Here is a 17,655-nt window from a genome sequence, read left to right as displayed (position 1 = left end):
GTGTCTACCGGGGCCGGACGCGTGCCGGGCATACGCTGTCCGTCGAGTCACGAGAGCCGACTTCGATCGACAGTTAGGACCACCGTGCGCCGCACCGCCGGTTTGCTTCTCACCCTGCCGCTGCTGCTCGCGGTCGCCTGCAGCAGCTCGACCAAGGCGGCCGGCCCGGCGACGCCGTCCACCGCGACGGCCGCGCCGACGGTGCCCACGCCGGTCTCCGAGGCCTCACCGATGCCCACTCTTTCGGGTGGCGGCTTCGGCAGCAAGGCCGCCATCACCATCCCCGAGGGCCAGCAGCCGAGCGGCCAGTTCGTGGTGAACACGGTGGTCGAGGGCGATCGGTCGACGGTCAACAAGGGCGACTGGGTGACCGTCAACTACTCGGCGAAGGACTGGACCACCGGCAAGGACCTGCCCAGTTCGTACGACGACAACGGCAAGCCGCAGCTCTACCAGGCCGGCAGCGGGCAGCTGGTGCCGGCGCTGGACCAGAGCGTGATCGGCAAGAAGGTGGGCACCCGGCTGCTGGTGGTGGCCCCGCCGGCGGCGGCCTTCGCGGACAAGGGCTCCGGCCAGCTGGGCGTGGGCGCGGGGGACACCGTGGTGTTCGTGCTGGACATCGTCGAGAGCCTGCCGCAGGACGCGACCCTGTCCGGGAACATGACCGAGCCCGCCGCGACACTGCCGCAGGTCAAGGACAACGGCAAGGCGCCGGTGACGATCACCATCCCGGCCGGGCAGGCCGCGCCCACCGACCTGCAGCAGTCGGTGCTGATCAAGGGCGAGGGCAAGCAGGTCAAGACCGGGCAGACCCTGGTGGTGCAGTACACCGGGGTGCTGTGGAGCAACGGGCAGCAGTTCGACGCCTCCTGGACGCACGGTGGCGCGCAGGCGGTGCAGATCGGCACCGGCAGCGTGATCGAGGGCTGGGACAAGGGCCTGGTCGGGCAGAACGTGGGCAGCCGGATCCAGCTGGTGGTGCCGCCGGCGCTCGGGTACAAGGACCAGGCGCAGGGCGCGGTGCCGGCGAACTCCACGCTGGTCTTCGTGGTCGACATCCTGGAAGCCGTCTAGCGGGCGCTCTAGGAAGTCACCCGCAGGATTCCGTACGCTTGGGCGGACGCTCGTACAACGAAGCGTCCGCCCTCATCCTGAGCTGTCATACTGCCCTCGCACTGTGGCAGGCGCCGCCCGGTGCCGAGGTCCGGGGCGGGCGGTGCGGCGGCAGGCCGGCGGTCAGCACGCCGGGCGCAGACCTGGAAGACCTCGTGGCGAGATGGATGGGGAGTCATGACTGAGAAGACGCCGAGCCCGGGCGGGGCCGGCACCGCGGCGAACGACAGCTCCGCGGGTGACCCGGCCGCCTCTCGTCCCGGCGGCCCGGTTGCCGGGGATCGCGAGTCGATCGTCGTTCCCCCGGCGATCCTGGCGCAGCAGGCCGGCTGGGCGCAGCCCGGCGAGAAGCCGCGCGCCGCGGGTGGCACCACGACGGACGACGCCCCGCAGATCTTCGCCAGCAACGTGCGCAAGGCCGACAGCTCGGAGGCCGGGTACGACGAGAACCCGCCGAGCGTGGGCAAGCTGGGCGTGATCCTCGGCACGGTGCTGGCCGTGCTGCTGGTCGGCAGCGGCATCACGCTCTACCTGGTGAACAAGGACGACTCCAAGGACAGCGCCTCGGCCGCCAAGCCGGACGCGGCCACGACCGCGCCGCCCACGCCGAGCGCCGAGCCGGTGCCGCCGATCAAGGACAGCGCCAAGGTGCTGCCGACGGTCACCGGTGACTTCGGCAAGAAGGCCGACATCCAGGTGCCGGGCGACAAGTCCGACGGCTCCTTCGTGGTGAAGGTGCTGTCCGAGGGCAACGGCCCCAAGGTGGACAAGAACTCCTGGACCTCGGTGGACTACACCGCCAAGGACTGGAACACCGGCAAGGACATCCCGAGCTCGTACGACAACAACGGCAAGCCGCAGATCTTCCAGGCCGGCACCGACGCGCTGATCCCGGCGCTGGACCAGGCCGTGGTCGGGAAGAAGGCCGGCAGCCGGCTGCTGGTGGTGGCCCCGCCGGCCGCCGCCTTCGGCTCGCAGGGCAAGCCGGACATGTCGATCGGCGCCAAGGACGACCTGATCTTCGTGATCGACATCCGCAACAGCAACGCGCCCGACGCCGTGGTGAGCGGTACCGTCACCCCGCCGCCGGCGGACTTCCCGCAGGTCAAGGACAACGGCAAGAAGCCGGCCGACATCACCCCGGTGGCGGGCGCCAAGGACCCGACCGAGCTGAAGACCCACGTCCTGATCAAGGGCACCGGGCCGGCGGTGGAGAAGGGCGAGAAGGTCGTCGTCCAGTACACCGGCGCGCTGGCCAAGGACGGCAAGGTCTTCGACTCCTCGCTCAGCAAGGGCCAGGCGTTCTCCTTCCCGGTCGGTGGCGGCCAGGTCATCCAGGGCTGGGACCAGGGGCTGGTGGGCCAGACCGTCGGCAGCCGGGTCGAGCTGGTGATCCCGGCCTCGCTGGGCTACGGGGACAAGGGCCAGGGCGACATCCCGCCCGGTGCGACCCTGGTCTTCGTGGTGGACATTCTGGACGCCGGTCAGGGCTGATCCACTTTCGGGTGACAATAGAGGACGTGTGACCTTCGGGTCCGGCCGCGTGGCCGGAGCCCTACGGGCGGCGGGCGCCCGTACTGTGGTCCGCCAGGACTGACGTCAGGGCGGACCGGGTGCGGGTGCCCGCCGCTTGGTCGTGTAAGCAACGCGAACGTGAGAAGAGGGACTGTGAGCGTCAACCTCAACGAGAAGCCTGAGATCGACTTCCCGATCGGCGACGCCCCGACGGAGCTGCAGATCCGTGACATCGTCGTGGGCGACGGCGCGGAGGCCAAGAAGGGTCAGAACGTCAGCGTCCGCTACGTCGGCGTGACCTTCGAGACCGGCGAGGAGTTCGACGCGAGCTGGAACCGGAGCCCCAACGAGTTCCGCTTCCCGCTCGGCGGCGGCCGGGTCATCAAGGGCTGGGACCAGGGTGTGGCCGGCATGCGCGTCGGTGGCCGCCGCGAGCTGACCATCCCCTCGCACCTGGCCTACGGCGCCCAGTCGCCGTCGCCGCTCATCCCGCCGCACTCGACCCTGATCTTCGTGGTCGACCTGCTGGCCGTCTGAGCCTGCCATGACCTCGGGCCGGACCCCTCCGGGGGCCCGGCCCGAGGCCGTGTTCGGGCCCGAACGGCACGTCGTGGGGATCAGGCGTGGGACGCGGCTTTTGCAGTGCGTACCGCTACCGGTACGGTCGGTCCCGCCGGGTGAGGATCGCCCGGTTGGCGCACCCCGCGCGCGGCGCGGCACACCGGAAGGGTCAGCGATGGCGATCGCCAAGGCAGAGCGGCTGATGAATCTCGCCCTGTGCCTGATGAACACCAGACGTCCGCTCTCCAAGAAGGAGCTGCGGGAATCCATCGAGGCGTACCGCGAAGCCTGGCAGAACAGCAGCGAGGACGCCTTCAACCGGATGTTCGAGCGGGACAAGGACGACCTGCGCGAGCTCGGCCTGGTGATCGACGTCGACGAGAGCGCCCTGGACGGCGAGCTCGGCTACCTCGCCCGCGCCGACCGCAACCGGCTGCCCGAGATCGCGCTGGACGCCGAGGAGGCCGCCGCGCTCACCCTGGCCGCCCGGGTCTGGCAGCAGGCCAAGATGTCCGGTGCGGCCAGCGGCGCGCTGCAGAAGCTGCGCGCGGCCGGGGTGCCGTTCGGCGAGGCCGAGGGCCGGACCGCCCTGGAGCCGCGCATCCCCGCCCGGGAGGCCGCGTTCGAGCCGTTGCTCACCGCCGCCCGGGACCGCCGTCCGGTGACCTTCGAGTACCGCAAGGCCGGGGCCGCCGCCGTCGAGCAGCGCAGCGTCGAGCCGTGGGCGCTGGAGTGCTGGCGCGGGCACTGGTACCTGGCCGGGTACGACCGCGACCGGGGCGACGCCCGGGTGTTCCGGCTCAGCCGGATCACCGGCAAGGTGAAGGCGAAGAACGGGGCCTTCCTCGGGACGGTGCCCGAGCACGTGGACGTGCGGGCCACGGTGGCCAAGTTCGCCGGGGAGGGCGCCACCGCCACCGCGACCGTCCGGGTCCGCCGGGGCGCAGGCTTCCCGCTGCGCACCAAGGCGCTGAACAGCAGCCGGGTGGACGAGGGCTGGGACGAGCTGGAGATCCCGTACGGCAACGGGCTGGGCGCCGACCTCGCGGAGTTCGGGCCGGACGTGCTGGTGCTCGGGCCGGAGGAGCTGCGGGCGGATGTGATCGACCGGCTGCGGGCGGTCGCGGGGCTGGACTCGGAGGACGTACGGGCATGAGCAATGCGATCGACCAGACGCGACGGATGCTGTCGCTGGTCACCTACCTGCGCGAGCGGCCCGGGGCCGAGGTCGCCGAGGTGGCCCGCGCCTTCGGGATCTCCGAGCGCGAGCTGATCGGGGACCTCAACGTGCTGCCGATGTGCGGCACCAGTTTCCGCGGCGGCGACCTGCTCGACATCGACACCGACGGCGAGCGGATCTGGTGGCACAACGTCGACGACGTGGCCCAGCCGCTGCGGCTGGCCGCCGACGAAGCCACCGCGCTGCTGGTGGCCGCCCGCGCGGTGGCCGGGCTGCCGGGCCTGCGGGCCGGGGACCGGGAGGCACTCACCCGGGCCGTCGCCAAGATCGAGAACGCGGCCGGGGAGAGCGCCGAGGGCAGCGCCCGGGTCGGCGTGACCTTCGAGGCCGAGAGCCACGTCTTCGCCGACATCGACCGCGCGCTGAGCGAGGGCCGCCGGCTCTGGCTGCGCTACTACTCGCACGGGCGCGGCGGGATGACCGAGCGCGAGGTCGACCCGATCCGGCTGCTCACCGAGGGCCACACCTACCTCGAGGCCTGGTGCCGCACCTCCGAGGACCACCGGATGTTCCGGCTGGACCGGGTCGCCGAGATCCGCGTCCTGGACGTCCCGGCCGACCCGCCCCGGCGAGAGCCGCGCGACCTGAGCGGCGGGCTGGTCAACCCGGCGGCGGACGACCCCGAGGTGGTGGTGGAGGTCTCCTCCGGCGGGCGCTGGGTGGCCGAGTACTACACCCACGACCGCGCCGAGGAACTGCCCGACGGCGGGCTGCGGATCACCCTGCGCAGCGCCGACCCCTCCCAGCTGCGCCCGCTGGCGCTGCGGCTGGGCCGGGACGGCCGGATCGTCTCGCCGCCCGAGCTGGCCGAGCAGGCGCGCTCGGCAGCGCGGGAGGCGCTGGCCGCCTACGGGGAGGGGCAGGTCTGACCGGTGGAGCCCGGGACCAGATTCAAGGTGTACTGCTCGGAGTGCCGGGAGAAGGTGGAGCTCCCGGCCGAGGAGTTCCGGCTGACCCTCGGTCGGACCCCGGCGCAGGCGCACTACAGCTTCGGCTGCCCGCTCTGCGGGGCGGCGGTGCGCAAGTCGGCCGGGGAGAAGATCGTCGAGGCGCTCACCGGGGCGGGGGTCCGCACCATGCGGCTCGTCCCGGCCGAGGGGTAGCGCGCACCTGGCGATAGGGTGGGGCGCATGTCCTGGATGCTCGTCGCCGCCGTCCTGCTCGCCACCGCGGGCCTGCTGGTTCTCGGGGTCCTCGCGATCCGGCTCTGGGCGGACGTACGGGCGCTGGCCAAGGGCGTGGACGCGGCCTCGCGGGCGCTGACCGAGGCGGCGCAGGACCTTGCCTCGGCGGTTCCGAACCGTTAGGTGGAATTTCGGGTAGCACACCCGGGGCATCGGCGGTACGGGGCTGCTGTTCGGACGTAGGGGCGGGTTACGCTCTCAGGTGGCTCCTGAACTGCGAACCGGGGGCCGCTGTCCTGTTCGGGCGGCCGTCGTCGGGGCGTCATCCGCAGCGGTTACCATCCGCGGCGGGCGGCCTGTCGGGCCGCGGAGGCTGAAGGTGGTCGGCGCATGCGCTTGTCGGTGACCGCGATCGTGGTGATCGCGGTGTTCGCCATCGTGCTGTTCGGATCCAAGCGGCTGCCCGATCTGGCGCGTTCGCTGGGGCAGGCGCTGCGGATCCTGAGGAGCGAGACCAAGGCGATGCGCTCGGACGGCGATTCGGCCGGGAGCGCGGCGCCGGCCGCGCCGCGGGTCGAGGGTGCGGCGCGGTCGTCGGCCAAGACCATCCAGACGGCTCCGGGCGCGTCGGCCACGGCCCGGCCGGTGGCCGAGCCGAGCGCCGGGCCGTCCGCGCCCGACGACCGCCCGCGCTGAGCGCGGCGTACGTGATGTACACGACGTACGTGACGAACGTGGTGTACGCGACGCAGGCCGCGCACGCGACGCACGCGACCATGGAGGCCCGTCGACCGGCGGGCCTCGACGCACGAGTTGAGGACCGGGGTTGAGCAAGCTCTCCAAGGCGTCGAAGGCGCCCAAGGATCCTGAGGGGCGGATGGCCCTCGCCGACCACCTGCGGGAACTGCGCAACCGCGTGGTCAAGTCGGTCCTGGCGATCGTGTTGTTCGCGATCATCGCGGCGATCTACCACAAGCAGATCGAGCACTTCCTGCTCGAGCCGCTGCCGCAGTGCGACAAGCAGAACTCGGGCGACTACCACGGTCGTTGCGCCCAGGTGTCCAACATCGGCCTCACCGCCGGTTTCAACTGGATGCTGAAGGTCGCGCTGACCGCGGGCGTGGTGGCGGCCGTCCCGGTCTGGCTGTACCAGGTGTGGGCCTTCGTGGCGCCCGGTCTGCACAAGCACGAGAAGAAGTACGCGGTCATCTTCATGGCCTGCGGCGCCCCGCTGTTCCTGACGGGCGTGGCCTGCGCCATCTGGGTGATGCCGACCATGGTCGAGATGCTGATCTCGTTCACCCCGAGCGACACGACGCCGATCCTGCCGCCCGAGGACTACTTCGACGTCGCCACCCGGATGGTGCTGGTCTTCGGTCTGGGCTTCGAGTTCCCGCTGCTGCTGGTGATGCTCAACATGGTCGGCATCGTGACCGGCAAGCGGCTGCTCAGCTGGTGGCGCGGGATGGTCATGGGCATCACCGTGTTCACCGCGTTCGCCACTCCGGGCGCCGACCCGGTCAGCATGCTGCTGCTGGCCATGCCGATCTGGGCGCTGTACTTCGCCGCGGTGGCCGTCGCGCTGCTCAACGACCGGCGCAAGCGGCGCAACAACCCGGACGCCGACCTGGACGACGAGGAGGCCTCGCACCTGGACCTCACGGTGCAGGAGGTCGACGGTGCGGAGTCGGTGAGCGCCTCGGCGGCGCCGACGGCCAGTGCCGCGCCGGTGGCGGCCGCGCGGCACGAGCAGATGGACGACATCACCTGAGCCGGTAGTGCCTCGTGAAGCCCCGGCCCGCCGCCTCCCGCGGCGGGCCGGGGCTTTTTGCGGCCCTGCCGCTCCGGGCGGTCTTGGCAGCGCCGATGGAATGTGACATATTACTGCGCGTGCTGAAGACCCAGAGACCTCCCCTGGACGTCGTCGTGGTCGGCGCCGGAGTCGTCGGCGCCGCCTGCGCCTACTACGCCGCCCGTGCCGGGCTCGCCGTCGCCGTCGTCGACCGCGGGCCGGTGGCCGGGGGCACCACCGGGGCGGGCGAGGGCAACCTGCTGGTCTCCGACAAGGAACCCGGGCCCGAGCTCGACCTCGCCCTGCTCAGCACCCGGCTCTGGCGCGAACTCGCCGAGGACCTCGGTCCGGTCGTGGAGTACGAGCCCAAGGGCGGCGTGGTGGTCGCCTCGACGGCGGCCGGGCAGCAGGCGCTGCGGGCCTTCGCCGCCGGGCAGGCCGCAGCCGGGGTGGCCGCCGAGGAGGTCCCGGCCGAGCGGCTGCGCGAGCTGGAGCCACACCTCGCCCCCGGGCTGGCCGGCGGCTTCCACTACCCCCAGGACGCCCAGGTCCAGCCCGCCCTGGCCGCCGCCCACCTGCTGCGCGAGGCCCGCCGGATGGGCGCCGAGCTGATCACCGGGGAGAGCGTGACGGCCGTGGACCGGGGACCGGACGGCGCGGTGCGCGGCGTTCGGACCGACCGGCGCCGGCTGGCCGCGCCCGCCGTGGTCAACGCGGCCGGCACCTGGGGCGGCGAGCTGGCCGCCCTCGCCGGAGTGCACCTGCCGGTGCTGCCCCGGCGCGGCTTCGTGCTGGTCACCGAGCCGCTGCCGAGGATCGTCCGGCACAAGGTCTACGCCGCCGACTACGTGGCCGACGTCGCCAGCGGCTCGGCCGGGCTGCAGACCTCCGCCGTGGTCGAGGGCACCCCCGGCGGGCCGGTGCTGATCGGGGCCAGCCGGGAGCGGGTCGGCTTCGACCGCACCCTCTCCCAGGAGGTGCTGCGCCGACTGGCCGGCCAGGCCGCGGCGCTGTTCCCGGTGCTCGCGGACGTCGCCGTGATGCGCGTCTACCGGGGCTTCCGCCCGTACCTGCCGGACCACCTGCCCGCCGTCGGGGCCGACCCCCGGGTGCCCGGGCTCCACCACGCCTGCGGCCACGAGGGCGCCGGGATCGGGCTGGCGCCGGCCACCGGGCTGCTGATCAGCGAGCAGCTGACCGGGAAGCAGCCGGAGCTGGACCTCGCGCCGTTCCGTGCGGACCGGTTCCCGGCCGCGTCAGACTCCTTGGAGAAGCCGTGACCCGTCGTCCCCGCACCCCCGCCGGGCTGGTCGAGGCCCGGCCCGGGCCCGCCCACCGCATCGAGTTCGACGGGCGGCCCGTCCCCGCCCTGCCCGGGCAGTCGATCGCCGCCGCGCTCTGGGCCGACGGCGTGCTCGCCTGGCGCACCACCCGGATCGGCGGGCGCCCGCGCGGGGCGTTCTGCGGGATCGGTGCCTGCTTCGACTGCCTGGCCACCGTGGACGGCCGCCCCAACCAGCGCACCTGTCTGCTGCCCGCCGAGCCGGGCACCGTCGTCACCACCCAGGAGGGCCACGGCCGTGCCGACCTCGCCGTCTGACCCCCGTGACCCCCGTGACTCCCGCTACGACCTCGCGGTGGTCGGAGCCGGGCCCGCCGGGCTGGCCGCCGCCGTCACCGCCGCCGAGCTCGGGCTGAGCTGCGTCCTGCTGGACGGCGGGCAGAGCACCGGCGGGCAGTACTACCGGCACCCCGCGCCCGGACTGGGCGCGGCCCGTCCGGACCGGCTGCACCACGGCTGGTCGACCTACACCGGGCTGGCCTCGCGGCTCGACTCCGCCGAGCGGGCCGAGTTCCGGGGCGGCCATCAGGTCTGGGCGCTGGAGCGGACCGGGGACGGCTTCGCGGTGCACGTCACCCGTGGGCCGCAGGCCACCGACCGGGACACCGTCCTGGCCCGGACGGTGCTGCTCGCCACCGGGTCGTACGAGCGGCAGCTGCCCTTCCCCGGCTGGACCCTGCCCGGGGTGGTCACCGCGGGCGGCGCGCAGGCGATGCTCAAGGCCGGGCTGGTGCTGCCCGGGCGGCGGATCGTGGTGGCCGGCAGCGGGCCGCTGCTGCTCGCGGCGGCCTCCTCGCTGGTCAGTGCCGGGGCGGAGGTCCCGGCGGTGGTCGAGGCGGGCGACTACCTCGGGTACGCCCGGCGCCCCGGCGTGCTGGCGGCCGTCCCCGCCAAGCTGGTCGAGGGCGCCGGGCACGGCAGTGCGCTGCTGCGGCACCGGGTCCGGCTGCGGCGGCGCAGCGCCGTCGTGGAAGCACACGGGACGGACCGGGTCACCGCGGTCACGGTGGCCCGGCTGGACGCCGACTGGCGGCCGCGCCCCGGCACCGAGCGGCGGATCGACTGCGACGCGCTGGCCGTCGGGCACGGGCTGCTGCCGCAGATCGACCTCGCCACCGAGCTGGGCGCCGACACCCTGACCGGGCCGGACGGGGCGGTCGCGCTGCGGGTCGACGCCAGGCTGCGCACCTCGGTGCCGGGGCTGTGGTCGGCGGGGGAGACCAACGGCGTCGGCGGCGCGGACCTCGCGCTGGTCGAGGGGGAGTTGGCCGCGCACGCGATCGCCGGGGCGCTGCCGGAGCCCGCGCTGCGGCGCCGGCGGGCACGGCTGCGGGCCTTCGCCGAGCTGATGGCGACCGCCCACCGGCCGGGGGCCGGCTGGCCCGGGTGGCTGCGGCCGGAGACCGATGTGTGCCGGTGCGAGGAGGTGCCGGCCGCGCGGATCCGGGAGGCGGTGGAGGAGCTGGGCGCGGGCGATCCCCGGACCGTCAAGCTGCTCACCCGGGCGGGGATGGGCTGGTGCCAGGGGCGGATGTGCGGTCCGGCGGTGGCCTGTCTGTCGGGTGCCGTGGAGTCCGGGGCTGATCGGCGGCCGCTGGCCTGCCCGGTGCCGCTGGCGCAGCTGGCGGCGGGGGGACCGGTGTCGGATTCGGGCCCGGGTCCGGCGTCCGGTTCGGGGTCGACCCCGGGTTCGACCCCAGGTTCGGCGTCGGGTGACGGCTAGTCCGGCAATCCGGCAGTCCGTCGAACGCGCGGGGCGGGGACTCTTGTCTCCGGCCTGTTCCGTTTTATAAAATGTCACACCTCACCAAGGAGCTCAACGTGTCCATCACCCCGCACGACACCACTCGTCCCTGGCGTGGCGTCATGGTCGCCACCGCGATCCCGCTGCGCCCGGACCTCTCCGTCGACTACGACGCCTACGCCGAGCACGTCCGCTGGCTGATCGAGTCCGGCTGTGACGGCGTCGTCCCCAACGGCTCGCTGGGCGAGTACCAGACGCTCACCGCCGAGGAGCGCGCCCGGGTCGTCGAGGTGGCGATCGAGGCGGCCGGCGACGGCTCCCGGGTCATGCCCGGGGTCGCCGCGTACGGCAGCGCCGAGTCCCGCCGCTGGGCCGAGCAGGCCGCCGAGGCGGGGGCGGGCTCCGTCCTGCTGCTGCCGCCGAACGCCTACCGGGCCGACCACGACTCGGTGCGCGCGCACTACGCGGAGGTCGCCAAGGCGGGCCTGCCCGTCGTCGCGTACAACAACCCGATCGACACCAAGGTCGACCTGGTGCCCGCGCTGCTCGCCCGACTGCACGGCGAGGGCTCGATCGTGGCGGTCAAGGAGTTCAGCGGGGACGTCCGCCGGGCGTACGAACTCGCCGAGCTGGCCCCCGGGTTGGACCTGCTGATCGGGGCCGACGACGTGCTGCTGGAGCTGGCGCTGGCCGGTGCGGTCGGCTGGATCGCCGGATACCCGAACGCGCTGCCGGAGGCCTCGGTGGCGCTCTACCGCGCGGCCGTCGAGCACAACCTGGAGATCGCGCTGCCGCTGTACAAGTCGCTGCACTCGCTGCTGCGCTGGGACTCCAAGACTGAGTTCGTCCAGGCCATCAAGCTCTCCATGGACATCGCCGGGCGCCCCGGCGGTCCGGTCCGGGCGCCGCGGCAGCCGCTGGCGCCGGAGGTCGAGGCGGCCGTGCGCGCGGCCACCGAGAAGGCGCTGGCCGAGGGGCTCGCGTAGTCCGTGACCGCCCGGCCGGCTGCGGGGGCAGCCGGCCTCAACCAACCGCTACCACATGGGAGTTGTGAGCCATGCGCAGCCGTCACGTGTTCCACGCCGTCGACTCGCACACCGAGGGCATGCCGACCCGGGTGATCACCGGTGGCTTCGGCGTCATCCCCGGAGCCACCATGGCCGAGCGCCGGGTGCACTTCCAGCAGCACCTGGACCACTTCCGTACCCTGCTGATGTACGAGCCGCGCGGGCACGCCGCGATGAGCGGTGCCGTCCTGCAGCCGCCGACCCGGCCGGACGCCGACTTCGGGGTGCTCTACATCGAGGTCTCCGGACTGCTGCCGATGTGCGGGCACGGCACCATCGGGGTGGCCACCGTGCTGGTCGAGACCGGGATGGTGCCGGTGGTCGAGCCGGTCACCACGGTGCGGCTGGACACGCCCGCCGGGCTGGTGGTCGCCGAGGTGCTGGTCGAGGACGGCGCCGCCAAGGCGGTGACCATCCGCAACGTCGCCTCGTACTCCGTGGCGCTGGACCGCAAGATCGAGGTGCCCGGGTACGGCACGGTCGGCTACGACCTCGCGTACGGCGGCAACTTCTACGCCATCCTGCCGCTCGCCGAGTTCGGGCTGCCGTTCGAGCGTGAGCGCAAGCAGGAGATCCTGGACGCCGGCCTCGCGCTGATGGCCGCCGTCAACGCGGGCCCGGACCGGCCGGTGCACCCGGAGAACCCGTCCATCCACAGCTGCCACCACGTCCAGCTGCTCGCCCCCGGCTCCACCGCCGAGCACTCCCGGCACGCGATGGCCATCCACCCCGGCTGGTTCGACCGCTCGCCCTGCGGCACCGGCACCTCGGCGCGGATGGCACAGCTGCACGCGCGCGGCGAACTGCCACTGGAGCGGGACTTCCGCAACGACTCCTTCATCGGGACGACCTTCACCGGGCGGCTGGTCGAGGAGACCGAGGTGGCCGGGCGGCCCGCCGTGGTGCCCACCGTCACCGGGCGGGCCTGGATCACCGGCACCGCCCAGTACTTCCTCGACCCGGACGACCCGTTCCCGGCGGGTTTCCTGCTCTGACGCTCCGTTTTGAACTCGCTCCGAAGGGCTGCTAGTTGTGACCATCACCTCGTACAATCCGGCCGATCCGAGCGACCTCGTGGTCGCCGTCGAGGCGCCCGGCGCCGAGGCCGTGCGGGCTGCCGTCGGACGGGCCCGGGCCGCGCAGGGCGGCTGGCTCGGGGCCGGGGCGGGCGTCCGGTCGGCAGCGCTGGGGCGGATCGCCGAGACCGTCGAGGCGCACGCACAGGAGCTGGCCGCGCTGATCGTGCGCGAGGTCGGCAAGCCGCTCGCCGAGGCGCGCGGCGAGGTCGCCCGGACGGCGGCGATCTGGCGGTACTACGCGCAGGCGCCGTACGCGCCGTCCGGGGCGGTGCACGAGACCGCCGCCGGGCCCGGGCTGTTGCTCACCCGGCGGCGCCCGTACGGGGTGGCCGGGCTGATCGCGCCGTGGAACTTCCCGCTGGCGATCCCCAGTTGGAAGGCCGCGCCGGCGCTGGCGGTCGGGAACACGGCGGTGCTCAAGCCCGCGCCGGAGGCGACGGCGTGCGCGCTGCGGCTAGCGGAACTGGCCGGGTTGCCCGCCGACGTGTTGACGGTGCTGCCGGGCGGGGCCGAGGAGGGCGCGGCGCTGGTCGACGCGGCGGACGTGGTGTCGTTCACCGGCTCCACCGGGGTCGGGCGGGCGGTGGTGCGGGCGGCGACCGGGCGCGGGGTGCCGGTGCAGGCCGAACTCGGCGGGCTGAACGCCGCGTTGGTGCTACCGGATGCGGACGTGGAGCTGGCCGCCGCCCACATCGCGGCCGCCGTCGCCGGGTACGCCGGGCAGAAGTGCACCGCCACCAGCCGGGTGATCGCGGTCGGCGCGGCCCACGAGCCGCTGCGCGAGGCCCTGGTCAAGGCGCTGGCGGCGGTGGACGACGCGGTGTGCGGGCCGGTGATCAACGCCGCCGCGCGGGAGCGGGTGATGGGGGCGGTCTCGTCGGCCGTCGCGGCCGGGGCGAGCGTGCTCACCGGCGGACGGATCCCCGAGCGGGCCGGCTGGTACGTCGAGCCGACCCTGCTCACCGACGTGCCCGGCGAACACCCCTTGGCGCGCGAGGAGTTCTTCGGTCCGATTGCGGTGCTGCACGCGGCGGCCGACCTGGACGAGGCGATCGCGCTCGCCAACGACACCCCGCACAGCCTCGCCACCTCGGTGCACACCCGCAGCCTGGACGTGGCGCTGGCCGCCGCCGACCGGCTGGACGCGGGCATGATCCGGGTCAACGCCCCCTCCAGCGGCGTCGACTTCCACCTGCCCTTCGGCGGGACCAAGGGCGCGAGCCACGGCGACCGCGAACAGGGCCGGGCCGCACTGGACTTCTACACCGTGAGCCGGACGGTCAGCGTGCTGCCGGGCGGTGGCGCCTGATGGACGTCGGTGGCCTGACGGATGTCCGTGGCCTGATGGACGTTCGTCACCTGATGGATGTCCGGGCCGTCGACTACCACGCGGCCGGTGAGCCGTTCCGGATCGTGCTGGACGGCGCGCCGACGATCCCCGGCGACAGCGTCGCCGAGCGCCGGGCCATCGCGCTCGGCGCGGGCGGCAGCGCCACCGCGCCCCGGCCCAGCGCGCTGGACACCGTACGGCAGCTGCTCGTCCGGGAGCCGCGCGGGCACGCCGGGATGTACGGCGGGTTCCTGGTGCCGCCGGACGACGACGAGGCGCACCTGGGCGTGCTGTTCTGGCACAAGGACGGCTACTCGACGGCCTGCGGGCACGGCACCATCGCGCTCGGCGCCTGGGCGGTGGACTCCGGGCTGGTCCCGGCCCCCGCCGACGGCGTGGCCCGGGTGCGGATCGACGTGCCCTCCGGGCGGGTCACCGCCCTGGTGCAGCGGGCCGGCGGGCGCACCACCGGGGTCACCTTCCGCAATGTGCCCAGCCGGGTCAGCGCGTTGAAGCTTTTGGTGACCACCTCGCGCGGGGTGGTCGAGGTCGCGGTGGCGCACTCCGGGGCGTGCTACGCGTCCGTCCCGGCGGCGGCGCTCGGGCTCGCGGTGGAGCCGGGGCTGCTGCCCGAACTTACCGCCGCGGGGCGGGAGATCAGGGCGCTGCTGGCCGGCTCGGAGGCGGTCGCGCATCCGACGGACGCGCGGCTGTCGGGCGTGTACGGGGTGGTGCTGTACGACGAACTGCCTGCTGCTGATGGTGTGTTGAGCCAGCGGAACGTCGTCGTGTTCGCGGACGGGCAGATCGACCGCTCGCCCTGCGGCTCCGGCACCTCCGCCCGGCTCGCCGTACTCGCCGCCGAGGGGCGGCTCGCGCCGGGGGAGGAACTGCGGCACGAGTCGATCATCGGCACGGTCTTCACCGGGCGGGTCCTCGCCGGGGGCGACCCGCTGGGGGATGGCGTGGTCACCGAGGTCGGCGGGACGGCGTTCCGCACGGGGGAGCACCGGTTCGTCCTGGAGCCGGGGGACTCGCTGGGGACGGGGTTCCTGCTTTGAGCGGTGCCGAGCTGCCCGGTGCCGTGCTGCCCGGTGCCGTGCTGCCCGGTGCTGAGCTGCCCGGTGCGGCGGCTGAGCCGCTCCAGTACGCCGTGCCGGGCACCGGCGGGGTCGGGCCCGCCGGGGCGGTGGGGGCGATCGAGCGGGTGCTGCTGGACGGGTTCGACCCGGAGGCGGCGCCCGCCCGGTCGGCCGTACCGGTGCCGGCGGGGGAACTGCTGCTGATGCCGGCCGCCGTCGGGCCGTACGCGGGCGTCAAGATCGCCGGGGTCGCGCCCGGCAACCCGGCGCTCGGGCTGCCCCGGATCACCGGCAGCTACCTGCTGCTCGACGGGCCCACCCTGCAGCCGTTGGCCGTGCTGGACGGTGCGGCCCTCACAGCCCTGCGCACGCCCGCCGTGACGGCGGCGGCGCTGGCGCGGCTTGCGGTGCCGGAGGCCGAGCACTTGGTGGTGTTCGGCTCCGGGCCGCAGGCGTACGGACACCTGGACGCCCTGCTGGCCGTCCGGCCGCTGCGCCGGCTCACCGTGGTCGCGCGGGATCCCGGGCGGGCTTCCGCTGTGGTGGCGTACGGGCGGGGGCTAGGGCTTACGGCCGGCATGGGTGGGCCGGAGGCGGTCGGGCGGGCGGACGTGGTGGTCTGCTGCACCACCGCGCGGACGCCGCTGTTCGACGGCGCGCTGGTGCCCGCGCACGCGGCCGTCGCGGCGGTCGGCTCGCACGAGCCGGATGCCCGGGAGGTGGACGAGGGGCTGGTCGGGCGGGCCGAGCTGTACGTCGAGGCGCGGACGGCGGCGGCGCGGGAGGCCGGGGACCTGATGCTGGCGGGCGTGGGCGGACGGCAGGTGTGGAACCTGGCCGAGCTGGTGCGCGGGGACGCGCTGGTGCCGAGCGGGCGGCCGCGGTTCTTCAAGAGCGTCGGGATGGCCTGGGAGGACCTGGCGGTGGCGGCGGAGGTGTACCGGGACTACCGCCGAGCCTGAGGTTCAGTCGCCGAGGAAGCTGGAGTCGGCCCGACGGGAAGGGATCCCCCGTCGGGCCGGCTTCTTCCTCGTGTTTCAGCGGTAGGTCGAGAGCAGGCGTGCCAGGTGCTTGCCGGCGACGTGCAGCGGTTCCTCGCTGCGGGCGACCTGGGCGGAGAGTTCGGCGCCCTCCAAGGTGTTGATGACGGTACCGGCCAGTTCGCGGGCGTCCTCGGTACCGATGCCGGCGGCGCGGAGGCGTTCCTCCACGATGGCCCGCCAGTTGGCGAAGGCCTCGGCGACCGACTGCTCGATCACCGGGGCGCGGCCGACCGTCTCCAGGGCGGTGGTGGTGATCGGGCAGCCGTCCTGCCAGTCGGAGGTGCGCAGTTCGGTCGCGAGCAGCGTGGTGCAGGCGGTGATCGCCTCGGTCAGGTCCTCGGACGAGCCGAGACCGGCGCGCAGGATCACGGCGAACTCCTGGTCCCCGTGCCGGATCGCCTCGGCGGCCAACTCCTGCTTCCCGCCCGGGAAGAAGTGGTAGACGGAGCCGAGCGTGGCCTCGGCCTCGCGGGAGATCTGCTTGATCCCGGTGCCCTCGTAGCCCTGGCGCTGCAGTAGCCGGGAGGTGGCCCGGACGATTCGCTCGCGGGTGCCGACGCTGCTGGTCTTCTCGGCGGTCTTCACGGGGGCATCCTAGCCGACCTTCTGAATAGAGCGTTCGTTCCAGAGCTGTGCTAGCGTCGCTCCCGGCGCTGGATAGAGCGTTCGTTCTAGAGGAGGGGTATCCGTATGTCTGTTGAGCTTTCCGCCGGGCTTTCCGCTGAGCCGCAGCCGAAGGCGTCCGTGACGGTGATCGGGCTCGGCCCGATGGGGCAGGCCATGGCCGGGGCGTACCTGGACGCCGGCTACGCCGTCACGGTGTGGAACCGAACGGCGGAGCGAGCGGATCAACTGGTGGCCCGGGGAGTCGAGTTGGCGCCCAGTGTGGAGGCGGCGGTGGCGGCCAGCGAGCTGGTGGTGCTCAGCCTCACCGACTACGACGCGGTGTTCGCCGTACTGGAGTCGGCGGAGCGGGTAGTGGCCGGGAAGGTGATCGCGAACCTCAGCTCGGACACCCCGGAGCGGGCCCGGGAGGCGGCGGGGTGGCTCGCCGAGCGCGGGGCCGGGCATCTGACGGGCGGGGTGCAGGTGCCGCCCTCGGGCATCGGCAGCCCGGAGTCGTCCACCTTCTACAGCGGGCCGGTCGAGCTGTTCCAGCGGCACCGGGCCGCGCTGGAGGTGCTGACCGGGGCCGACTACCGGGGCGACGACCCCGGGCTGGCGCAGCTGTACTACCAGATCCAGATGGACCTGTTCTGGACCTCGCTGGTCGGCTACCTGCACGCCACCGCGATCGCCGAGGCCAACGGCATCTCGGCCGAGGAGTTCCTGCCGTACCTGAGCTCGACGGCCGCCTCGCTGCCGGGCTTCCAGGCCTTCTACGCGCCGCGGATCGCGGCCGATGACCACCGCGGCGACGTCGACCGGCTGGCGATGGGGCTCGCCAGCATCGAACACGTCCGGCACACCGCGGAGGCCTCCGGGGTCGACGGCGCGCTGCCCGCGCTGCTCGCGGAGGCGTTCCGGCGGGGCGTCGAGGCGGGGGACGGGGCGGCGAGCGTGACCTCGCTGGTCGGGCGGTTCCGGGCGGGGTCGCGGGCGCGGTAGCGGTGCGGCAGCAGA

19 protein-coding genes are annotated in these 17,655 nt (G+C 73.8%); 18 read left to right on the top strand and 1 reads right to left on the bottom strand.

Annotated features, from left to right (window positions below; genetic code table 11):
* The first annotated feature begins 84 nt into the window (after positions 1-84).
* From ACZ3UD_RS16755 to ACZ3UD_RS16675, 17 genes are all read left to right on the top strand, one after another.
* Entirely contained in the window at positions 85-1,074 is a 990-nt protein-coding gene (locus tag ACZ3UD_RS16755) for an FKBP-type peptidyl-prolyl cis-trans isomerase (protein WP_465587291.1), read from the top strand.
* A 216-nt stretch (positions 1,075-1,290) separates the two neighbouring features.
* Positions 1,291-2,607 carry an FKBP-type peptidyl-prolyl cis-trans isomerase gene (locus ACZ3UD_RS16750; RefSeq protein WP_465587288.1) on the top strand — a complete coding sequence of 439 codons (1,317 nt, stop codon included), beginning with the start codon at positions 1,291-1,293 and terminating at the stop codon, positions 2,605-2,607.
* Positions 2,608-2,781: 174 nt separating this feature from the next.
* Entirely contained in the window at positions 2,782-3,165 is a 384-nt protein-coding gene (locus tag ACZ3UD_RS16745; RefSeq protein WP_465587285.1) for an FKBP-type peptidyl-prolyl cis-trans isomerase, read from the top strand.
* Positions 3,166-3,364: 199 nt separating this feature from the next.
* Positions 3,365-4,345 (top strand): helix-turn-helix transcriptional regulator, encoded by a 981-nt coding sequence (locus ACZ3UD_RS16740; protein WP_465587282.1) that lies wholly within the window; start codon positions 3,365-3,367, stop codon positions 4,343-4,345.
* Positions 4,342-5,298, top strand: coding sequence for a helix-turn-helix transcriptional regulator (locus ACZ3UD_RS16735; protein ID WP_316520336.1), 957 nt, complete (start codon positions 4,342-4,344; stop codon positions 5,296-5,298). The genes ACZ3UD_RS16740 and ACZ3UD_RS16735 overlap by 4 nt, the downstream gene beginning before the upstream one ends.
* Before the next feature lie 3 nt (positions 5,299-5,301).
* Positions 5,302-5,532 carry a hypothetical protein gene (locus tag ACZ3UD_RS16730; protein WP_465587278.1) on the top strand — a complete coding sequence of 77 codons (231 nt, stop codon included), beginning with the start codon at positions 5,302-5,304 and terminating at the stop codon, positions 5,530-5,532.
* A gap of 27 nt (positions 5,533-5,559) precedes the next feature.
* Positions 5,560-5,736: a hypothetical protein gene (locus tag ACZ3UD_RS16725; RefSeq protein WP_465587275.1), complete on the top strand. Its 177-nt coding sequence runs from the start codon at positions 5,560-5,562 to the stop codon at positions 5,734-5,736.
* Positions 5,737-5,943: 207 nt separating this feature from the next.
* Positions 5,944-6,249: a Sec-independent protein translocase subunit TatA gene (gene tatA, locus ACZ3UD_RS16720; protein WP_465587272.1), complete on the top strand. Its 306-nt coding sequence runs from the start codon at positions 5,944-5,946 to the stop codon at positions 6,247-6,249.
* Positions 6,250-6,430: 181 nt separating this feature from the next.
* Positions 6,431-7,324, top strand: a complete 894-nt coding sequence (tatC, locus tag ACZ3UD_RS16715; RefSeq protein WP_465587525.1) for a twin-arginine translocase subunit TatC — start codon at positions 6,431-6,433, stop codon at positions 7,322-7,324.
* A 119-nt stretch (positions 7,325-7,443) separates the two neighbouring features.
* Positions 7,444-8,625: an NAD(P)/FAD-dependent oxidoreductase gene (locus ACZ3UD_RS16710; RefSeq protein WP_465587269.1), complete on the top strand. Its 1,182-nt coding sequence runs from the start codon at positions 7,444-7,446 to the stop codon at positions 8,623-8,625.
* On the top strand, positions 8,622-8,945 hold the full coding sequence (locus tag ACZ3UD_RS16705; protein ID WP_465587266.1) for a (2Fe-2S)-binding protein: 324 nt from the start codon (positions 8,622-8,624) through the stop codon (positions 8,943-8,945). The genes ACZ3UD_RS16710 and ACZ3UD_RS16705 overlap by 4 nt, the downstream gene beginning before the upstream one ends.
* On the top strand, positions 8,926-10,410 hold the full coding sequence (locus tag ACZ3UD_RS16700; RefSeq protein WP_465587263.1) for an FAD/NAD(P)-dependent oxidoreductase: 1,485 nt from the start codon (positions 8,926-8,928) through the stop codon (positions 10,408-10,410). Before ACZ3UD_RS16705 ends, ACZ3UD_RS16700 begins: the two co-directional genes overlap by 20 nt.
* Before the next feature lie 143 nt (positions 10,411-10,553).
* Positions 10,554-11,417: a dihydrodipicolinate synthase family protein gene (locus ACZ3UD_RS16695; RefSeq protein WP_387622910.1), complete on the top strand. Its 864-nt coding sequence runs from the start codon at positions 10,554-10,556 to the stop codon at positions 11,415-11,417.
* Positions 11,418-11,488: 71 nt separating this feature from the next.
* Positions 11,489-12,493: a proline racemase family protein gene (locus tag ACZ3UD_RS16690; protein ID WP_465587260.1), complete on the top strand. Its 1,005-nt coding sequence runs from the start codon at positions 11,489-11,491 to the stop codon at positions 12,491-12,493.
* Positions 12,494-12,530: 37 nt separating this feature from the next.
* The gene (locus ACZ3UD_RS16685) at positions 12,531-13,886 is read left to right on the top strand and encodes an aldehyde dehydrogenase family protein (protein WP_465587257.1); all 1,356 of its coding nucleotides are present in this window, start codon (positions 12,531-12,533) and stop codon (positions 13,884-13,886) included.
* 35 nt (positions 13,887-13,921) lie between these two features.
* Positions 13,922-14,968, top strand: a complete 1,047-nt coding sequence (locus ACZ3UD_RS16680) for a proline racemase family protein (RefSeq protein WP_465587254.1) — start codon at positions 13,922-13,924, stop codon at positions 14,966-14,968.
* 92 nt (positions 14,969-15,060) lie between these two features.
* Positions 15,061-15,951 (top strand): ornithine cyclodeaminase family protein, encoded by an 891-nt coding sequence (locus ACZ3UD_RS16675; RefSeq protein WP_465587521.1) that lies wholly within the window; start codon positions 15,061-15,063, stop codon positions 15,949-15,951.
* 75 nt (positions 15,952-16,026) lie between these two features.
* Here the strand turns inward: ACZ3UD_RS16675 and ACZ3UD_RS16670 are convergent, their stop codons facing one another.
* Complete coding sequence (locus tag ACZ3UD_RS16670; RefSeq protein WP_465587251.1) at positions 16,027-16,617, bottom strand: TetR/AcrR family transcriptional regulator; 591 nt, start codon at positions 16,615-16,617, stop codon at positions 16,027-16,029.
* Positions 16,618-16,722: 105 nt separating this feature from the next.
* On the opposite strand from ACZ3UD_RS16670, the gene ACZ3UD_RS16665 reads away from it, so the two are divergent.
* Positions 16,723-17,640: an NAD(P)-dependent oxidoreductase gene (locus ACZ3UD_RS16665; protein ID WP_465587248.1), complete on the top strand. Its 918-nt coding sequence runs from the start codon at positions 16,723-16,725 to the stop codon at positions 17,638-17,640.
* Positions 17,641-17,655 lie beyond the last annotated feature (15 nt).

The sequence above is a fragment of the Kitasatospora sp. NPDC023118 genome, assembly GCF_055560875.1.
Note: the sequence above shows the minus strand (reverse complement) of the source record. Positions and strands in the feature narration are given on the sequence as shown.